General features: G+C 64.8%; 14 protein-coding genes. 7 read left to right on the top strand and 7 right to left on the bottom strand.

Going from position 1 to position 15945, the window contains the following annotated elements; genetic code table 11:
- The first annotated feature begins 4 nt into the window (after positions 1–4).
- The 3 genes from H1D44_RS14755 to H1D44_RS14745 are packed head-to-tail and all read left to right on the top strand — an operon-like array spanning position 5 to position 2967.
- Entirely contained in the window at positions 5–937 is a 933-nt protein-coding gene (locus H1D44_RS14755; RefSeq protein ID WP_181515623.1) for a carbohydrate ABC transporter permease, read from the top strand.
- A complete protein-coding gene (locus tag H1D44_RS14750; protein WP_181515622.1) occupies positions 930–1808 on the top strand; it encodes a carbohydrate ABC transporter permease in 879 nt (292 codons plus the stop codon). The genes H1D44_RS14755 and H1D44_RS14750 overlap by 8 nt, the downstream gene beginning before the upstream one ends.
- A gap of 37 nt (positions 1809–1845) precedes the next feature.
- On the top strand, positions 1846–2967 hold the full coding sequence (locus tag H1D44_RS14745) for an ABC transporter ATP-binding protein (RefSeq protein WP_181515621.1): 1122 nt from the start codon (positions 1846–1848) through the stop codon (positions 2965–2967).
- Between the two features lie 51 nt (positions 2968–3018).
- On the opposite strand, the gene H1D44_RS14740 is transcribed toward H1D44_RS14745, so the two are convergent.
- The 4 genes from H1D44_RS14740 to H1D44_RS14725 form a co-directional block, all read right to left on the bottom strand.
- Positions 3019–3459: a universal stress protein gene (locus tag H1D44_RS14740; RefSeq protein WP_181515620.1), complete on the bottom strand. Its 441-nt coding sequence runs from the start codon at positions 3457–3459 to the stop codon at positions 3019–3021.
- A gap of 106 nt (positions 3460–3565) precedes the next feature.
- Positions 3566–4612 carry a YcjF family protein gene (locus H1D44_RS14735; RefSeq protein ID WP_181515619.1) on the bottom strand — a complete coding sequence of 349 codons (1047 nt, stop codon included), beginning with the start codon at positions 4610–4612 and terminating at the stop codon, positions 3566–3568.
- Positions 4609–6000, bottom strand: a complete 1392-nt coding sequence (locus tag H1D44_RS14730; protein ID WP_181515618.1) for a YcjX family GTP-binding protein — start codon at positions 5998–6000, stop codon at positions 4609–4611. The genes H1D44_RS14735 and H1D44_RS14730 overlap by 4 nt, the downstream gene beginning before the upstream one ends.
- Before the next feature lie 72 nt (positions 6001–6072).
- A complete protein-coding gene (locus H1D44_RS14725; RefSeq protein WP_181515617.1) occupies positions 6073–6258 on the bottom strand; it encodes a hypothetical protein in 186 nt (61 codons plus the stop codon).
- Positions 6259–6337: 79 nt separating this feature from the next.
- On the opposite strand from H1D44_RS14725, the gene H1D44_RS14720 reads away from it, so the two are divergent.
- Together H1D44_RS14720 and H1D44_RS14715 are read left to right on the top strand one after the other, a co-directional pair.
- Positions 6338–6892 carry a DUF924 family protein gene (locus H1D44_RS14720; protein ID WP_181515616.1) on the top strand — a complete coding sequence of 185 codons (555 nt, stop codon included), beginning with the start codon at positions 6338–6340 and terminating at the stop codon, positions 6890–6892.
- 83 nt (positions 6893–6975) lie between these two features.
- Positions 6976–7218 carry a GlsB/YeaQ/YmgE family stress response membrane protein gene (locus H1D44_RS14715; RefSeq protein ID WP_181515615.1) on the top strand — a complete coding sequence of 81 codons (243 nt, stop codon included), beginning with the start codon at positions 6976–6978 and terminating at the stop codon, positions 7216–7218.
- A 68-nt stretch (positions 7219–7286) separates the two neighbouring features.
- On the opposite strand, the gene H1D44_RS14710 is transcribed toward H1D44_RS14715, so the two are convergent.
- Positions 7287–7970 (bottom strand): hypothetical protein, encoded by a 684-nt coding sequence (locus H1D44_RS14710; RefSeq protein WP_181515614.1) that lies wholly within the window; start codon positions 7968–7970, stop codon positions 7287–7289.
- A gap of 221 nt (positions 7971–8191) precedes the next feature.
- Between H1D44_RS14710 and katE the strand changes: the two genes are divergently transcribed.
- Complete coding sequence (gene katE / locus H1D44_RS14705; RefSeq protein ID WP_338073508.1) at positions 8192–10372, top strand: catalase HPII; 2181 nt, start codon at positions 8192–8194, stop codon at positions 10370–10372.
- An 81-nt stretch (positions 10373–10453) separates the two neighbouring features.
- Here katE and gabT read toward each other — a convergent pair whose 3' ends face one another.
- Together gabT and H1D44_RS14695 are read right to left on the bottom strand one after the other, a co-directional pair.
- Complete coding sequence (gene gabT, locus H1D44_RS14700) at positions 10454–11746, bottom strand: 4-aminobutyrate--2-oxoglutarate transaminase (protein WP_181515612.1); 1293 nt, start codon at positions 11744–11746, stop codon at positions 10454–10456.
- 34 nt (positions 11747–11780) lie between these two features.
- Positions 11781–13226, bottom strand: coding sequence for an NAD-dependent succinate-semialdehyde dehydrogenase (locus H1D44_RS14695; RefSeq protein WP_181515611.1), 1446 nt, complete (start codon positions 13224–13226; stop codon positions 11781–11783).
- Positions 13227–13424: 198 nt separating this feature from the next.
- Between H1D44_RS14695 and H1D44_RS14690 the strand changes: the two genes are divergently transcribed.
- Entirely contained in the window at positions 13425–15890 is a 2466-nt protein-coding gene (locus tag H1D44_RS14690; RefSeq protein WP_181515610.1) for a DUF1266 domain-containing protein, read from the top strand.
- Positions 15891–15945: the final 55 nt, after the last annotated feature.

Raw genomic sequence — 15945 nt, 5'->3', positions numbered from 1 at the left:
CGCTATGTCTCTGTCTCGTTCCGTGGCGCCCCTCGCTGCCGGAGCCGCTTCCCGGCGCAGCCACTCCGGCCGGCTTCAGGCCTGGCTGCCCAAGCTGGTGTTGGCGCCGTCGATCGCCATCTCGCTGTTGTTCGTCTACGGCTTCATGCTATGGACCTTCATCCTATCGCTGACCAACTCGCGCATGCTCCCCAGCTACGAGTTCGTCGGTTTCGCCCAGTACGCGCGGCTGATGGCCAACGACCGCTGGTGGGTGGCCTCCACCAACCTGGTGGTATTCGGCGGGCTGTTCGTGGCCATTTGCCTGGCGCTGGGGCTGTTGCTGGCCATCCTGCTCGATCAGCGTATCCGTCAGGAGGGGGCGCTGCGCACGATCTATCTCTATCCCATGGCGCTGTCGTTCATCGTCACCGGCGTGGTGTGGAAGTGGCTGCTCAATCCCGGTCTCGGCATCCAGGCCATGGTGCGCAGCTGGGGCTTCGAGAATTTCCGCTTCGACTGGCTGGTGAACCCCGACACGGCCGTCTACACCCTGGTGATCGCCGCGGTATGGCAGGCTTCCGGCTTCGTCATGGCGCTGTTTCTCGCCGGGCTGCGAGGCATCGACGACAGCATCCTCAAGGCGGCCCAGCTCGATGGCGCCAGCTTGCCACGCATCTACTGGCGAGTGGTGATTCCCTGCCTGCGCCCGGTGGTGTTCAGTGCGGTGATGATCCTCTCCCACATCGCCATCAAGAGCTTCGACCTGGTGGTGGCGCTCACCGGCGGCGGACCCGGCTACGCTTCGGATCTGCCGGCCACCTTCATGTACGCCCATGCCTTCACTCGGGCACAGATCGGGCTCGGCTCGGCCAGCGCCATGCTGATGCTGGGCGGCGTGCTGGCGATCCTGATTCCCTACCTCTATTCAGAGCTGAGGAACCGTCGTCATGGATAACGTGATTCGTCGCCGTACGCTGGGCGCGCGGCTAGGTCGGGCCATGCTCTACGCCGTGCTGCTGCTGGCCGCGCTGTTCTACCTGCTGCCGCTGGCGGTAATGCTGATCACCTCGGTCAAGCCGCTGGCCGAGATCTCCCCCGGCACGCTGCTCTCGCTGCCCCGGGAGCCGACCCTGGCACCCTGGGCCAAGGCTTGGGGCGAGGCGTGCACAGGGATGCGCTGCGAAGGCGTGGGGGTCTACTTCTTCAACTCCATCGCCATCGTGGTGCCAGCGGTGCTGATCTCCACGATCATCGGCGCGCTCAACGGCTATGCCCTGACCAAGTGGCGCTTCAAGGGCTCCGAGCTGGTCTTTGCGCTGATGCTGTTCGGCTGCTTCATCCCGTTCCAGGTGGTGCTGCTGCCCATGGCGCAGACCCTGGGCTGGCTGGGACTGTCGAGTTCCCGGGCGGGGCTGGTCCTGGTCCATGTGGTCTTCGGCATCGCCTTTACCACGCTGTTCTTCCGCAACTTCTACGTGGCGGTGCCAACCGAGTTGGTGTCGGCGGCCAAGCTCGACGGAGCCGGTTTCTTCCGCATCTTCTGGCGCATTCTGCTGCCGGTGTCGGCGCCGATCATCGTGGTCTCGGTGATCTGGCAGTTCACCCAGATCTGGAACGACTTCCTGTTCGGCGTCGCCTTCTCGGCTCACAACACCCAGCCGGTGACGGTGGCGCTCAACAATCTGGTCAACACGTCCACCGGGGTGCGGGAATACAACGTCGACATGGCGGCGGCGATGATCGCCGCACTGCCCACGCTGATCGTCTACGTGCTGGCGGGAAAGTATTTCGTCCGTGGGCTCACGGCAGGCTCGGTCAAGGGCTGAGACCCTCTGTACCACCGAACAACAAGAGGTTTTCGACATGGCAGCACTGGAAATCAACAATGTCTGCAAGGACTTCGGCAGCGAGCAGGTGCTCAGGGACGTCAGCCTGGCGATCGATTCGGGAGAGTTCCTGATCCTGGTGGGGCCTTCGGGCTGCGGCAAGTCGACGCTGATGAACGCCATCGCCGGCCTGGAGCCGGTCACCTCCGGCGAAATCCGGATCGCCGGCGAGGATGTCACCTGGCAGACCCCGGCAGAGCGCGACATCGCCATGGTGTTCCAGTCCTACGCGCTCTATCCGAGCATGACGGTACGCCAGAACATCAGCTTCGGCCTGGAGATGCGCAAGGTCCCCAGGGCCGAACGCGAGGCTGCGGTGGAGCGGGTCGCCGATCTGCTGCAGATCTCGCACCTGCTCGAGCGCAAGCCGTCACAGCTCTCTGGCGGTCAGCGCCAGCGCGTCGCCATGGGCCGGGCATTGGCCCGCGAGCCCAAGGTCTATCTGTTCGACGAGCCGCTCTCCAACCTCGATGCCAAGCTGCGCGTGGACATGCGCACCGAGATCAAGAAGCTGCACCAGCGCCTGGGCACCACCATCGTGTACGTCACCCATGACCAGATCGAGGCAATGACGCTGGCCGACTGCATCGCGGTGATGCGCGACGGGCGCATTCTCCAGCTCGGCACGCCCGACGAGGTCTACAACGACCCAGTGGACCTCTTCGTCGCCGGCTTCATGGGCTCGCCGTCGATGAACTTCATCAGCGCCACGCTGGTGGGGGAGAGTGGGACATACCGGCTGCGCGTGGAGACTCCGGGAGAAGAGATGCTGGAGCTGCCCTGGCCGCGGGAGCGCGAAACGCCGGCGCTAGCCGGGAAGGTTGGCGAGCGCGTGATTCTGGGTCTGCGGCCGGAGCACTTTTCGGAGGATGATGACCGGCTCAGGGAACACGCCGAAGGCGTGCTGCTCACGCCGCGGATCAGCGTGGTGGAGCCGACCGGAGCGGATATCCTCCTCCAGCTGAAGTTGGGCGAGGATGAAGCGACGGCGCGAGTCGGCCCCAAGTGCCCGGTGAAGGCGGGCGAGCGGCTGGCGCTGCGCATCGACATGGGGCGCGCAGTGCTGTTCGACCGAGAGACCGAACGGCGCCTGGCCTGAAGAAACCGTGGAGCCGCCACAGAACAGGGGTGGCGGCCTCCAGAGGCGGCCTCAGCGTACGGTGATCACCGTACACTCGGCGACATGGCTGACCTTGTGGGAAACGCTGCCCACCACCAGGCCGCGCAGGTCGCTCAAGCCGCGGCTGCCCATGACGATGGCCTCGACGCCGCGACGGCGGGATTCGCTGACGATGGTGCGGGCCGGGTCGCCCTGGCCGATGACCGTCTCGACCTGGCTCACGCCCTGGGCGCGAGCAGCCTCGGCGGCCTTGTCGACGACCTGCTTGCCGATGTCCTCTCGCTCCTTGCGGGATGCCTCGATGGCGATGGCGCCGATGCCCCACACCAGCGTCGTCTCGTGGGCGAGTTCCTCGGGAATGTGCAGGATGTGCAAGGAGGCGTCGGCTTGCTTGGCCAGTAGGCAGGCAACTTCCAGCGCTTTCTTCGCTCCTGCGGAGCCATCGACGGGAACCAGGATGGACTTGTACATTTTTTGATTTCCTTCTAGGCGAGTTTGAGCCAATCCATACGCTAGAGCGTAACGCTTATGGCCGTTACTGTCATGACCGGCGTCAAGAGAAAGCTCGGCCCCTGCGCTAATCCTGCTTTTCCAGCCGGCGTAGCTGCTGCCAGAGCTCGCTGCGCAGGTCGGCCATGCGCGGTGCCTCGCCCTCGCCGAATACCAGCGGGCGGGTCAGGCGCTGGGTGCGCAGGCCGAGGCGGGCAGTGAGCAGCCCCACCCCCATGCCCTGGCCGGCCCGCGCCGAGAGGCGCCCGGCCAGGTTCAGCGAGAGTAGCTCCACCCCCGCATCGCTGGCCATCTCGGTGGCACCGGCGAAGGCCATGTTGTAGAGCACGTTGCGCAGCAAGCGCAGGCGGCTGGCATAGCCCAGCTCCAGCCCATAGAGGCGACAGATACGGTCGATCATCGCCAGGTTGCGCCATGCCACCAGGGCCATGTCGACCAGCGTCAGTGGACTCACGGCCACCATGACGGCGGTCTCGCCGGACATGCGGGAAATCATGCGCCGAGCCTGGCGGTCACGGGGTGCAAGTAAATGGTGCGCAAGCAATTGGCGCACATCGTCCCCCGTATGGTGCGCCTCCCTGGCGGTGAGGAAGGCCTGCCAGTGGGGGTGGTCGTCGTCCAGGCCTAGCTGCTGCTTGAGCGTCTTCGCCAGCTCGAGCGCCTCGCTGGCATCGGCCTCGGGCAAGCGGGCCAGGCGCTGGCGCAGAGTGTCGTGTCGCTTGAGGCGTCGCAGGCGCCAGGCCTCGCGAAGCAGAGCTCCGCCGCCCAGGGCGATGGCACCGAGCCCCAGCAAATGCCAGCCACCGCTGAGCCAGTGGCCCCCAAGCAGCGCTTCGGGGAGTCGCAGGGCCATTTCTGCAGCGCCTAGCGCGATGCCGCCGACCAGCAGTGCCAGCAGTCCCCAGCGGCGCTTGCGTGGGCGGCCGAGGCTTGCCTCCAGGTCGCGTTCGGCGCGACTGATCGGTGCCTCTCCCATGGCGCGGGTGGGCAACTGGCTGTCGAAGTCCCGGCGCGGAAGGGGCGATTCTGTGCCGGGCGAGGCCGGCTCATCCAGCGTGAAGCGGTGTGCCGGACGCGGATCGTCGCTCTTCGGTTCGTGACGCTCAGCGCTCATTGCAGCTTGTCTCCGATCAACCAGTCCAGGGCGGCGTCCAGCCGGATATGGGGCAGGGCGCCACCTTCGCGAGGGGCGGGGCGAAAGGCACGAAAGTCGAACCCTTGGCGGCGCCAGAACACTGCCTCCGGCAGTCTGGCCGGTACCTCGCCGGGAAACACCAATACCTCTTCAGCGTCCAGAGTCGTGCCCCGCAGCGCCGGCATCGGCCCTCCCTTCTGGCTGACCTCGCGCACTTCGGTGGCGCGGATTGCCGCCAGTGACAGCGCTTTCACCGGCACGTTGGCGTAGCGCAGGTCCTGCAGCGGTTCGGCGAGCAGAGCCTCGAGCAGGGCCGTCAGGTTGGCATGCTGCTCCGGAGTCACGTGGTCGGCCTTGGTGGCGGCAATAGCCAGCTTATCGATGCGCGGTGCGAAAAGCCGCGAGAGCAGGCTGCGCTTGCCATAGTCGAAGCTCTGCATCAGTGTGGCCAGTGCTTGGGAGAGGTCCTCGAAGCGCTCCGGACCGGCGTTGAGCGCACCGAGCACGTCGACCAGCACGATCTGGCGGTCGAAGCGGCGAAAGTGGTCGCGGTAGAAGGGACGCACGATATGTTGCTGGTAGTGACGAAAGCGTGCCGCCAGCGTGGCGTAGACACTCTCTGGCGGCAGCTTGGCCAGTGTCGCCTCGTCGGCTCCTTCCAGTGCCGGCAGCGGAAAGAACTGCAACACCGGAGCGCCCTCCAGGTCCCCTGGCAGCAGGAAGCGGCCCGGCTGCAGGTTGGCAAACCCTGCTTCGCGAGCCGCCTGCAAACTATGAGCATAAAGACCCGCCACGTCGGCAAGCTTGGCTTCGTCGGCTTCGGCTGCGGGGTCGAGTGAGGCAGCGGCGCGATGCCACTCGGCCAGCAGGGCACGCCGCTGCTCGCCGCCGCCGGCCAGTACGCTGCGGCTCCAGCTCAGGTAGTCGTGACCCAGCAGGGGCAGGTCGAGCAGCCATTCGCCGGGGTAGTCGAACAGGTCGAGGTTGAGTTCGGCAGTCTCGCTGCGCAGCAGGCTTCGACGTGCCGGACGGTAGCGAATCGACAGGCGCAGTTCGCTGATGCCCCGCGTGGGCTCCGGCCAGCGGGGCGGTTCGCCGTCGAGTGCCGCCATGGCCTGATCATAGGGGAAGCGTGGCACGCCGAGGTCGGGCTGGCTGACTCGACGGGCGCCCAGCAGGCGGCCTGCGCGTGCTGCCGGCATCAGGTCCAGTCGCGCCTCCAGGCCGGCATGGCGCAATTGATTGACCAGCGAAGTGAGAAAGGCCGTCTTGCCCGAGCGTGAAAGCCCGGTAACTGCCAGGCGCAGCTGGCGGTCGCGGCCGCGTTCGATCAGGTTGGTCAGCTCCCGGGTGAGCGACTGGCGCATTGGCGAGACATCCCCCTCTCGATAGTGTGAGCCGCCAATGTGCGGCTCTCGGCGGCATCTGGCAAGGCGGCGCTACTGCTGCAAACCGGCAAGCAACTGGTACCAAAGCGGCGAGGCGGCGATGAAGAAGCCAAACACCGCCAGCGCATAGCCCGGCCAGCGCTTTTCCCTGCGCTGGGCAAGCGTCAGGCCGACGATACAGATCACCAGCCCGACCAGGTTGAAGATGAATGTGAACATGCCAAGGGTAGGTGTCATGGAGTCTCCATGGCAGCGCAGATGAAATTATCGAAACTCAAGGGCATGATATCAGTCGCACCCACCACGAGGACACGCTATGGACGAGAGGTTGCCCAGCGGCGAGGCGGTGATCGCCTTCTGGTTCGATGAAATCGAGCCAGCCCAGTGGTTTCGCAAGGACACCGAGTTCGACAGCATGGTACGTCAGCGTTTCGGTCCGCTGCATCAGGCGGCTGCGGCAGGGGAGTTGTGGGAGTGGCGCGAGACGCCCCGTGGACGGCTGGCGGAGATCCTCGTGCTCGATCAGTTCTCGCGCAACCTCTACCGTGACGATCCGCGCGCCTTTGCCCAGGATGCCATGGCCCTGGTGCTGGCCCAGGAGGCCGTGGAGCAGGGGCATGACAGGGCTTTGGCAGTCTCCTGGCGCAGCTTCCTTTACATGCCCTACATGCACAGCGAATCGCTGAAGATCCACGACCAGGCGCTGAGGCTGTTCGACCAGCCGGGCCTCGAGGAGAACCTGCGCTTCGAACACCGTCACCGTGACATCCTGCTGCGATTCGGCCGCTATCCCCACCGCAACGCCATTCTGGGGCGAGAATCCAGCGCCGAGGAGCTGGCGTTCCTGCAGCAGCCTGGGTCGTCGTTCTAAGCTACCCTGTGCAGGAACGCTGCTTTGGCACCCTCTATCCCCCCGCAGGGGACAAGAGTCGCTCAATGGAAAGGAGAGAAAGTATGGGACTTATCGCCTGGCTGGTTATTGGCGGATTGGCTGGCTGGATCGCCGGCAACATCATGCGTGGCGGCGGGTTCGGCATCCTGCCCAACATCGGCGTGGGCATCGTGGGCGCGGTCATCGGCGGCTTCCTGTTTCGCCTGCTGGGACTCCAGGCTGGTGGCCTGATCGGCTCACTGGTCACGGCCACGGTAGGTGCCGTGGTGCTGCTGTGGGTCATCTCCAAGATCCGACAGGCGTAACTTCGCGAAGCAAGACGATTCGGCCCGGGCCATTGCCCGGGCCGAATCGTTTACGGCCAGCCTGGAATTCAGAAGGTATAGGAGATGCCCAGTACGGCCACCGGGTAGAACGGCAGCTTGTCGGCTTCGTCCTTGAGCCGCTGCTCCTCGCGGCGAATGTCTTGGCGAAGTTGCGCAGCCCTGTCAGAGTCTCCGTCTTCAAAGCGACGTGAGGAGCTGAGGGAAACGTCGATATTCGTCGCCATCACGCCGAGCTCGGAGAAGACGCCGAAGCCGCTGCGATGGGAGCTGCGCCAGCCCAGCCCGGCATAGGGCTGCACGCCGTCGGCTATGGTCAGGGTGCCCTGGACGTTGCCCAGCTCATCGGTGGAATAGGTATTGCCATTGAACTCGAAGGTCTGGCTATCCCTGGCACGACCGACGACGTTGGCTTCCATGTCGGGCAGCATGATGCCGGCGGTCAGAAAGAAGCGCCCCGCGAAGGGGTAGTAGTCAAGCCCCAGCTTGCCGGCGGAGAGGCTGACGTCGCCGCTGTAGTCCACACCGTCGGTATCGAAGTCGCCGTCCCAGTCGAGCCCACCCGTATAGCGGGCCGACACCCCGAGGCGCTCATGGAAGCGCCAGGAGACGTCGGCGCCCACGCCAGTGGTGCCGGCGATGGCGCCAACCGTGACCTTGCTGTCGAAGGCCTGGGCCTGCGCGGTACCGAAGGTGATCAGTAGAGCCGTCACGGCGCTTGAGAGTCGTTTCATTGCTGTTCCCTGTGTCCTTTGCCTAATGGCATCGGGCTCCAGCCCGATGTCCGACGTACTTGATCGGCAATCCTCGGGAAAACTGTATTTTAATTAATTCTGCCTTTGGCCTTCATAGCCTCGGGTGATTGGCGACCGCCAGGGGGGCAACTACCTTTGATTCGAGGCTTGGCACTGCATTTGGCCGGACAGCGGCCGAGCGTCGTGTTTAGCGCGCAAGGATGGATTCACATCGATACAGGAGTTCGAGCATGGCCAACAACCCCCACACTACGCCCAACAGCGGCCAACCCAACGACACCGAGTTCAAGACCGACGAGCACAGCAAGTCGGAGAGTCTCGAGAAATATCGCAGCGATGCCACCGGGCACGACCTGCGCACCAACCATGGTGCGCGCATCGCCGATAACCACAATTCGCTGAAGGCGGGGGAGCGGGGGCCGACGCTGCTCGAGGACTTCATCTTCCGCGAAAAGCTCAACCACTTCGACAACGAGCGCATACCCGAGCGTATCGTTCACGCCCGCGGTGCCGCGGCCCACGGCTATTTCCAGCCTTACGACAACGCCGCCCAGTACTCCAAGGCGGGGCTGTTCCAGGACCCCGGCAAGAAGACGCCGGTCTTCGTGCGTTTCTCCACCGTGCAGGGCGCACGCGGTTCCAACGACACCGTGCGCGACGTGCGCGGCTTCGCCACCAAGTTCTATACCGACGAGGGAAACTGGGACCTGGTGGCCAACAACATGCCGGTGTTCTTCATTCAGGATGCGATCAAGTTTCCCGACTTCGTGCATGCGGTGAAGCCTGAGCCCCACAACGAGATTCCCCAGGGGCAATCGGCTCACGACACTTTCTGGGACTTCGTCTCGCTGATGCCCGAGTCGACCCACATGGTGCTGTGGACCATGTCCGACCGAGCCTTCCCGCGGCACTACCGCAACATGGAAGGCTTCGGCGTGCACACCTTCCGCCTGATCGACAAGCAGGGCAAGTCGCGCTTCGTCAAGTTTCACTGGAAGCCGCTGGCGGGCACCTGTTCGCTGATCTGGGATGAGGCGCAGAAGCTGTGGGGCCGCGATCCCGACTTCAACCGGCGCATGATGTGGGAGGACATCGAGAACGGCGACTTCCTGGAGTACGAATTCGGCATTCAGGTGGTCGAGGAGGAGGACGAACACAAGTTCGACTTCGACCTGCTCGACCCGACCAAGCTGATTCCCGAGGAGCAGGTGCCGGTCATACCGATCGGCAAGATGGTGCTCAACCGCAACCCCGACAACTTTTTCGCCGAGACCGAGCAGGTCGCCTTCAACCCCGCGCATATCGTGCCGGGCATCGACTTCAGCAACGATCCGCTGCTGCAGGGGCGGCTGTTCTCCTATCTCGACACCCAGATGCTGCGCCTGGGCGGGCCCAACTTCAACGAGCTACCGATCAACCAGCCGGTGTGCCCGTTCCACAACAACCAGCGCGACTCGATGCACCGCCAGACCATCAACAAAGGGCAGGCCTCCTACGAGCCCAACTCCATCGACGGTGGCTGGCCCAGCGAAACCCCGGCAGCGCCGGAAAACGGCGGCTTCGAGTCCCATTACGAGCGCATCGACGCGCACAAGGTTCGTGCCCGCAGCCCCTCGTTCGGCGACCACTACTCCCAGGCCACGCTGTTCTGGAACAGCCAGACGGACGTCGAGAAGGAGCACATCATCGCCGCCTATACCTTCGAGCTGTCCAAGGTGCAGCGGCCGTGGATTCGCGAGCGGGTGATCCAGGAGATCCTGCCCAACATCGACCTGGAGCTCGCTCGCCGGGTGGGCGAGAACCACGGTATCGAGGCGCCCAGCGAAAAGTCCGCTCCCGCCGAGGAGCTGGGCCGGAGTTCGCAGCAGGAGTCGCCGACGCTTAGCCTGATGGCGCGCCTGCCCGGCAACATCAAGTATCGTAAGGTGGCGATCCTGGCCGCCGATGGAGTCGACGCCGGTCAGGTGGAGGCGATCAAGCAGAAGCTCGAGGCCGAAGGTGCCGAGGGCATGGTGATCGCCCCCAGCATGGCCCCGCTGACAGCGGCCGACGGCAAGCAGGTGGCTCCCGACGCCATGCTCAACGGCATGCCCTCGGTGGCGGTGGACGCGGTGATCGTGCCCGCTGGTAGCGACAGCGTGGACGCCCTGGCCCAGTCCGGGCTCGGCCGCTACTACGTGCAGGAGGCCTACAAGCACCTCAAGGCGATCGCCGCCGTGGGCGAGGGCAAGATGCTGTTGGATGCCGCGGATGTACCGACGAACGAGGAGGGCGTGCTGACGGGCAGTGCGCTGGATGACGTCTTCACCGCGCTGCGCGATGCCATGGGGCAGCACCGGGTGTGGGCGCGTGATGGCAAGGCAAACGATATGCCAGCTTGATAGCCTATCGCGTCGACGATAGGGCCTTGACGAGAACGCCCGCCGGCAACTGCCGGCGGGCGTTTCGCTACGTGGTCACGATCAGGCGGTGGCTTTGCTGCCGACCAGCTCCTTGAGCGAGGCCTCGACGATGTCCAGGCCTTCCTGGAGCACGTCGTCTTCAATGGTGACCGGCATCAGGAAGCGGATGGTGTTGCCGTAGAGGCCGCAGGAGAGCAGGATGAGCCCCTTCTCGCGGGCCTTCTTGCACAGCGCGGCAGCCAGGTCGGCGTCCGGCGTGTGCCTGGCCTTGTCCGTCACCAGGTCGATCGCCGCCATGGCACCCATGTTGCGGGGGTTGTCCACGCAGTCGAAGTCGCTCTGCCACTGGCCGAAGCGCTTGGCCAGCTTGTCGCCCAGGGCCAGGCTCTTGTCCAGAATCTGCTCTTCCTCGAACACGTCGAGTACTGCCAGGGTGGCAGCGCAGGAGAGCGGGTTACCGGTGTAGGTCCCGCCCAGGGAGTTGCCGCCCGAGGCATCCATCACCCTGTCGGTGCCTACCACGGCGGAGATCGGCATGCCGTCGGCCATGCTCTTGGCCATGGTGATGATGTCCGGCTCGACGCCGCTATGCTCGATGGCAAACATCTTGCCGGTGCGGCCGAAGCCCGACTGCACTTCATCGACGATCATCAACATGCCGTGTTCGTCGCAGATCTCGCGGATCGCCTTGAGGAAGCTAGGCGGCGCCGGGTAGAAGCCGCCCTCGCCGAGCACTGGCTCGAGTACGATCGCCGCGGTGTCACGCGGGTTGGCGTCGGTCTTGAGTGTCATCTTCAAGCCGCGCAGCGCTTCGTCCTCGCTGACGCCGTGGTAGGGCACCGGGAAGGGGGCGCGGAAGACGTTGCCCGGCATGGTGCCGAAGTCGGTGGCGTAGGGAGCGACCTTGCCGTTCATCGCCATGGTCATGAAGGTTCGGCCGTGGTAGCCGCCATCGAAGCAGATGACGTTATTCTTGCCGGTAGCGGCGCGGGCGACCTTGACCGCGTTTTCCAGCGCCTCGGCGCCCGAGTTGGCCAGCATCACCTTGGCGTGGCCGCGCACTGGCGTGACCTGGCTCAAGCGTTCGGCCACCTTCACGTAGCCTTCGTAGGGAATCACGGTCTGGCAGGTGTGCATCACCTTGTCGAGCTGTGCCTTCACGGCTTCCACGACCTTGGGATGGCGGTGGCCGATGTTGAGCACGCCGATGCCGCCGGCGAAGTCGATGATACGATTGCCGTCGGCGTCCCAGACCAGCGCGTTTTCGGCGCGATCCACGAACTGGGTGGCGGGGCTGGCGGCGCCGTTGGCGACGTAGCGTTGCTTGAGTTCGTTGAGCTGTGCGTTGTTCATCTAGCCTACCTCCTTGGACAGAAGCTGCTGGCGATCACAGGCCGCCGACACAGACGTATTTTAGTTCAGTGAATTCATCCAGGCCGTGGTGAGAGCCCTCGCGGCCCAGACCCGACTCCTTGACGCCGCCGAAAGGCGCCAGCTCGGTGGAGAGGATGCCCTCGTTCACTGCTACCATGCCATATTCCAGGCCTTCCATGACATGCCAGATACGGCGATAGTCACTGGCGTAGAAATAGGCAGCCAGGCCGAATTCGGTGGCATTGGCCATGGCAATGGCTTCTGCGTCCGTGTCGAAGCGGAAAACCGGGGCCAGTGGGCCAAAGGTCTCCTCGCGGGCCACGCGCATCTCGGCATTGACGTCGGCGATCACCGTGGGCTGGAAGAAGGTTCCTCCGAGAGCATGGGGCTCGCCACCACAGACCAGCCGCCCGCCCTTTGCCAGGGCGTCATCGATGTGCGAGGTCACCTTTTCCACCGCCGCCTGGTTGATCAACGGCCCCTGCATCACGCCCTCCTCGAGACCGTTGCCCACCTGAAGCTGGGCGACTCGGGCGGCGAGTTTCTCGACAAAGGCGTCATAGACGCCCGCTTGTACCAGCAGGCGGTTGGTGCATACGCAGGTCTGTCCCGAGTTGCGGTACTTCGAAGCCACGGCCCCCTCTACCGCGGCGTCCAGGTCGGCATCGTCGAAGACGATGAATGGAGCGTTGCCGCCAAGCTCGAGGGAGACCTTCTTGACCGTGCCGGCACACTGGGTAAGCAGGCGCTTGCCGACCGGCGTCGAGCCGGTGAAGGAGACCTTGCGTACGCGTGGGTCGGTAGTCAGGACTTCGCCAATCTCGGCAGGGCGGCTTGCCGTGACCACATTGAGTACGCCTTCCGGGAAGCCGGCCTCCGCTGCCAGCTTGGCCAGGGCCAGGGCCGTCAGCGGGGTGGCTTCGGCCGGCTTGATCACCACCGGGCAGCCGGCGGCCAGGGCTGGAGCGCACTTGCGAGTGATCATCGCCAGCGGGAAGTTCCACGGGGTGATCGCCGCTACCACGCCGATAGGCTCACGAAAGACCAGGATGCGCTTGTCGACGCCGTGGCTGGGTAGGGTCTCACCCGCCATGCGCTTGGCCTCCTCGGCATAGAACTCCACGAACGAAGCGCCATAGGCGACTTCGCCACGGGACTCCGCCAGCGGCTTACCCTGTTCCAGTGTCATCAGTCGGGCCAGTGACTCCTGATTGGCCATGATGGCGTCAAACCAGGCGCGCAGCAGGGCGGCACGCTGCTTGACGGGCTGGCGCCGCCAGGCTGGCCAGGCCGCTTCGGCAGCTGCCACGGCGTCACGAGCATCGTCGGCGGTGAGGTCCGGCACCTCGGCAAGCACTTCGTCGGTGGCAGGATTGGTGACATTGAAACGGCGCTCGCCTTGGCGCCACTGTCCGGCAATATAGGCCTTGTCGGTGAAAATCTCGCTGGGGAGGGACATGGTAGCTCCATAATGTTGATTATCTTGTTGCGGTAGTGTGCATTATTTAAAACGGATCGCCAAGACGGCTACCCAGCGCCAGGCGGGTTTTTCCACCTCAAGCCCATCGGCGCGCGCGGCGCTTTCGGCTACACTAGGCGCCGATTTCCAGATGTGGCTTTGCCGCACTCTTCCGCTCGTAGATTGTCGAGGTGAGACTTGGTCGATCCGCTTAACGCCTGGTGGGCTCAGCAGCTGGTCCTGTGCGATTGGGCCTTCGAGCCCGAACCCAACAAGATCGAGGCCGGGGCGGCCCAGGCCAGGCTGCAGGCGCTTGGCGTTACCGATCGTGGTGAGCTGGGCTGGCGGCTGATCGAGGCCTTCGGCATCGGGACATCCGACCCGGCGCGCCTGCTGGCTGCTCTCGAGCTGCTTGCTCTGGCGAGCTCGGCCGACTGGATCGGCGAATCTCGCCTGCGCAGCTGGTTGCTGCGCCTGACCGACGAAATCTCCAGCCGCCATGCCAGTCTCGAGCACTGGCTCGAGGCGCTGCGGCATGCCAAGAGCGCCGAGGGCTGGGTGCGTGGTGACGATGACTTCTGGGAGGCTTGCGAAGCGCTGGCAGCGCTCGAGCGAGACGGAGAAGGCGTCACCTGGGACAGCCTGATTGACTGGGTGGCCAGGCAGCGCAAGGAGGCCCGGGTCGCGCTCTGGCCGAACGACCCGCATGCCTGCGCCTGGCGGCTCAGGGCGGCCTTCTCACCGGTGGTCGAGGCGCCTCCTGTCGAGGCGGATTGGCCCGATGCCAAGGCGTGGCTGTGGCGCTATTGGCAAATCCAAGACCGTGACGGACTCATTCAGAATCTGCTGTGGCTGGCGGGTTATGGCCATCGACAAGGTTGGGATCTCGATGCCACCCGGCTGTTGACGGCCGATAGCGAACAGCAGCAGGCCTGGCTGGAGGGGCTCGCTGCTACCGAGCGAGACTACGGCAGGGTGCTGCTCGGCTTCGTCGCTTGTGGTGAGCCACTGGAGTGGGCGGCCTGGGATTGGCTGCGGTTGGCTGATCTGGCCTGGGCCGGCGCCTGCGTGGGGTGGCTGCAAGTCGACGAGGCGCAGGATTTCGCCACCCATGCGGCGGACCTCGTGCTGCGTCGCTACAGTGACTGGTCAGCCGTGGCACGGGCTTATCAGCGGGGCTGCAGCCTGTTCGAGGGCCGTGATCGGCTGCGCGATATCAAGAGAGACTGGGAGCTGCTGCTCGATTCTCCTGTCAGCCCCTGGCGGATGCCGCTGCAGCAGCTGCTGGACGAAGAGGAGAGGCAGGCGTCGCGCCACGCGATCATGAAATGGCGGAAGTCGCCTCGACACTGGGTGCTGGCACTGGCCTCGGTCCGCGAACCGGAATTCGGCATGCGCCAGGGCGCGGTTGCACCGGTGGCACTGGAGAGACGCGCCGACGCCTTGCGTTATCTCGATGAAACGCTGGGGCTGCATCCCGATGAGGGCGTGGAGGCGTTGACGCGCTACTGGTTGCCTGCCCAAGCGCATCATCTCAACCAGCTTGCTGCCGACGCAGCTCACGGCGCCTTGCCGCCAGCGGATACGCCGTTCGGTCGGGCAAACGCCGACGACAGGAGCGTGCTTGAAGCGCTGAGGAAGGGCAGCCGGCATGCAGCCACGATCCATATGGCCGAGAAATACGCTTTCTATCTGCAGATGGCCATGGACAGCGAAGCATTCGACCCGGAGGCGCTGAACCGACTGGCCGAGGCGCTGCGGGGCACGCTGTGCCGGTTTTATGCCGATGCCCGACGCCTGCTGGAAGCCTGGGCTCAGTGGGAGGCGTTGCTTCCCGAAGGGGAGCAGCCCCCGCTGGGCAATGAGATCCGCTGGCACCTGGACGATCCTGGTAGCCCGTTTCATTGGCTCGACTGGCAACCTTCACAATGGCACGAGCCCGGCCCTCGCCCGACGCTGTCGCGCTTCACGTCCATGGCGCTGGTGGGGCCGCTCAACAACGCCGCCTGGAGCGAGCCGCATGTAGAAAGCGAACGCGAGGCAGTTTCGATCAGAGAATGGGTCGACGGGCACTATGGCCTGCACGGCGAAGCCGAGCTGGTCGAATTCCTCGACTTCCTGCTCGAGGCTGGCGATCGCCAGGAGTACCAGATCAACTATGCGCCCTATACGCTGAACGGCCAACGACTGGCCTCGGAGATCGCCATGCTGGAGTCCGGCGACTGCAGCGAGGAGGATCGCAATCACCTGCTGCGGTTGCAGCGGGTGCGAGACGATACGGACGGCTGCAACGAGCTGGACATGACGGCCTGGGACGTCGCCCAGGCCGTCGACCTTGCCATCGCCGGCCGCCAGTTGGGCTGGCTCGATGATGCCGCCTTCAGCGCCGTGCTGGAGCGGGCATATGCCCTGGCGGAGGAGCATTACGGCAGTTGGGAGGCCTACGCCAGGGGACTCTATGCCGGGTTCTCCTTCTTCATGGGTGAGACGCCCGAGCGTGACGCCTTCCTGGCCAGCTTTCGCCAGGCCCTGGTGGCGTGGCTGGCGGGTTCGCCACCGTTGGCGGGACCCTGGGCCAGCCTGGATTTCCCCGGTGCTCGGCCGCGCCACTGGGCACCGATGCATATCGATACGTTACCGGGTGATGTCAAAACGCTACATTAGTGCTCGCTCTAGTCAGGAAGTGTGGTTTATAGTCGGCAGGTTTATTGATGCTCCC

The organism is Billgrantia kenyensis, assembly GCF_013697085.1.
Taxonomy (GTDB): domain Bacteria; phylum Pseudomonadota; class Gammaproteobacteria; order Pseudomonadales; family Halomonadaceae; genus Halomonas; species Halomonas kenyensis.
Note: the sequence above shows the minus strand (reverse complement) of the source record. Positions and strands in the feature narration are given on the sequence as shown.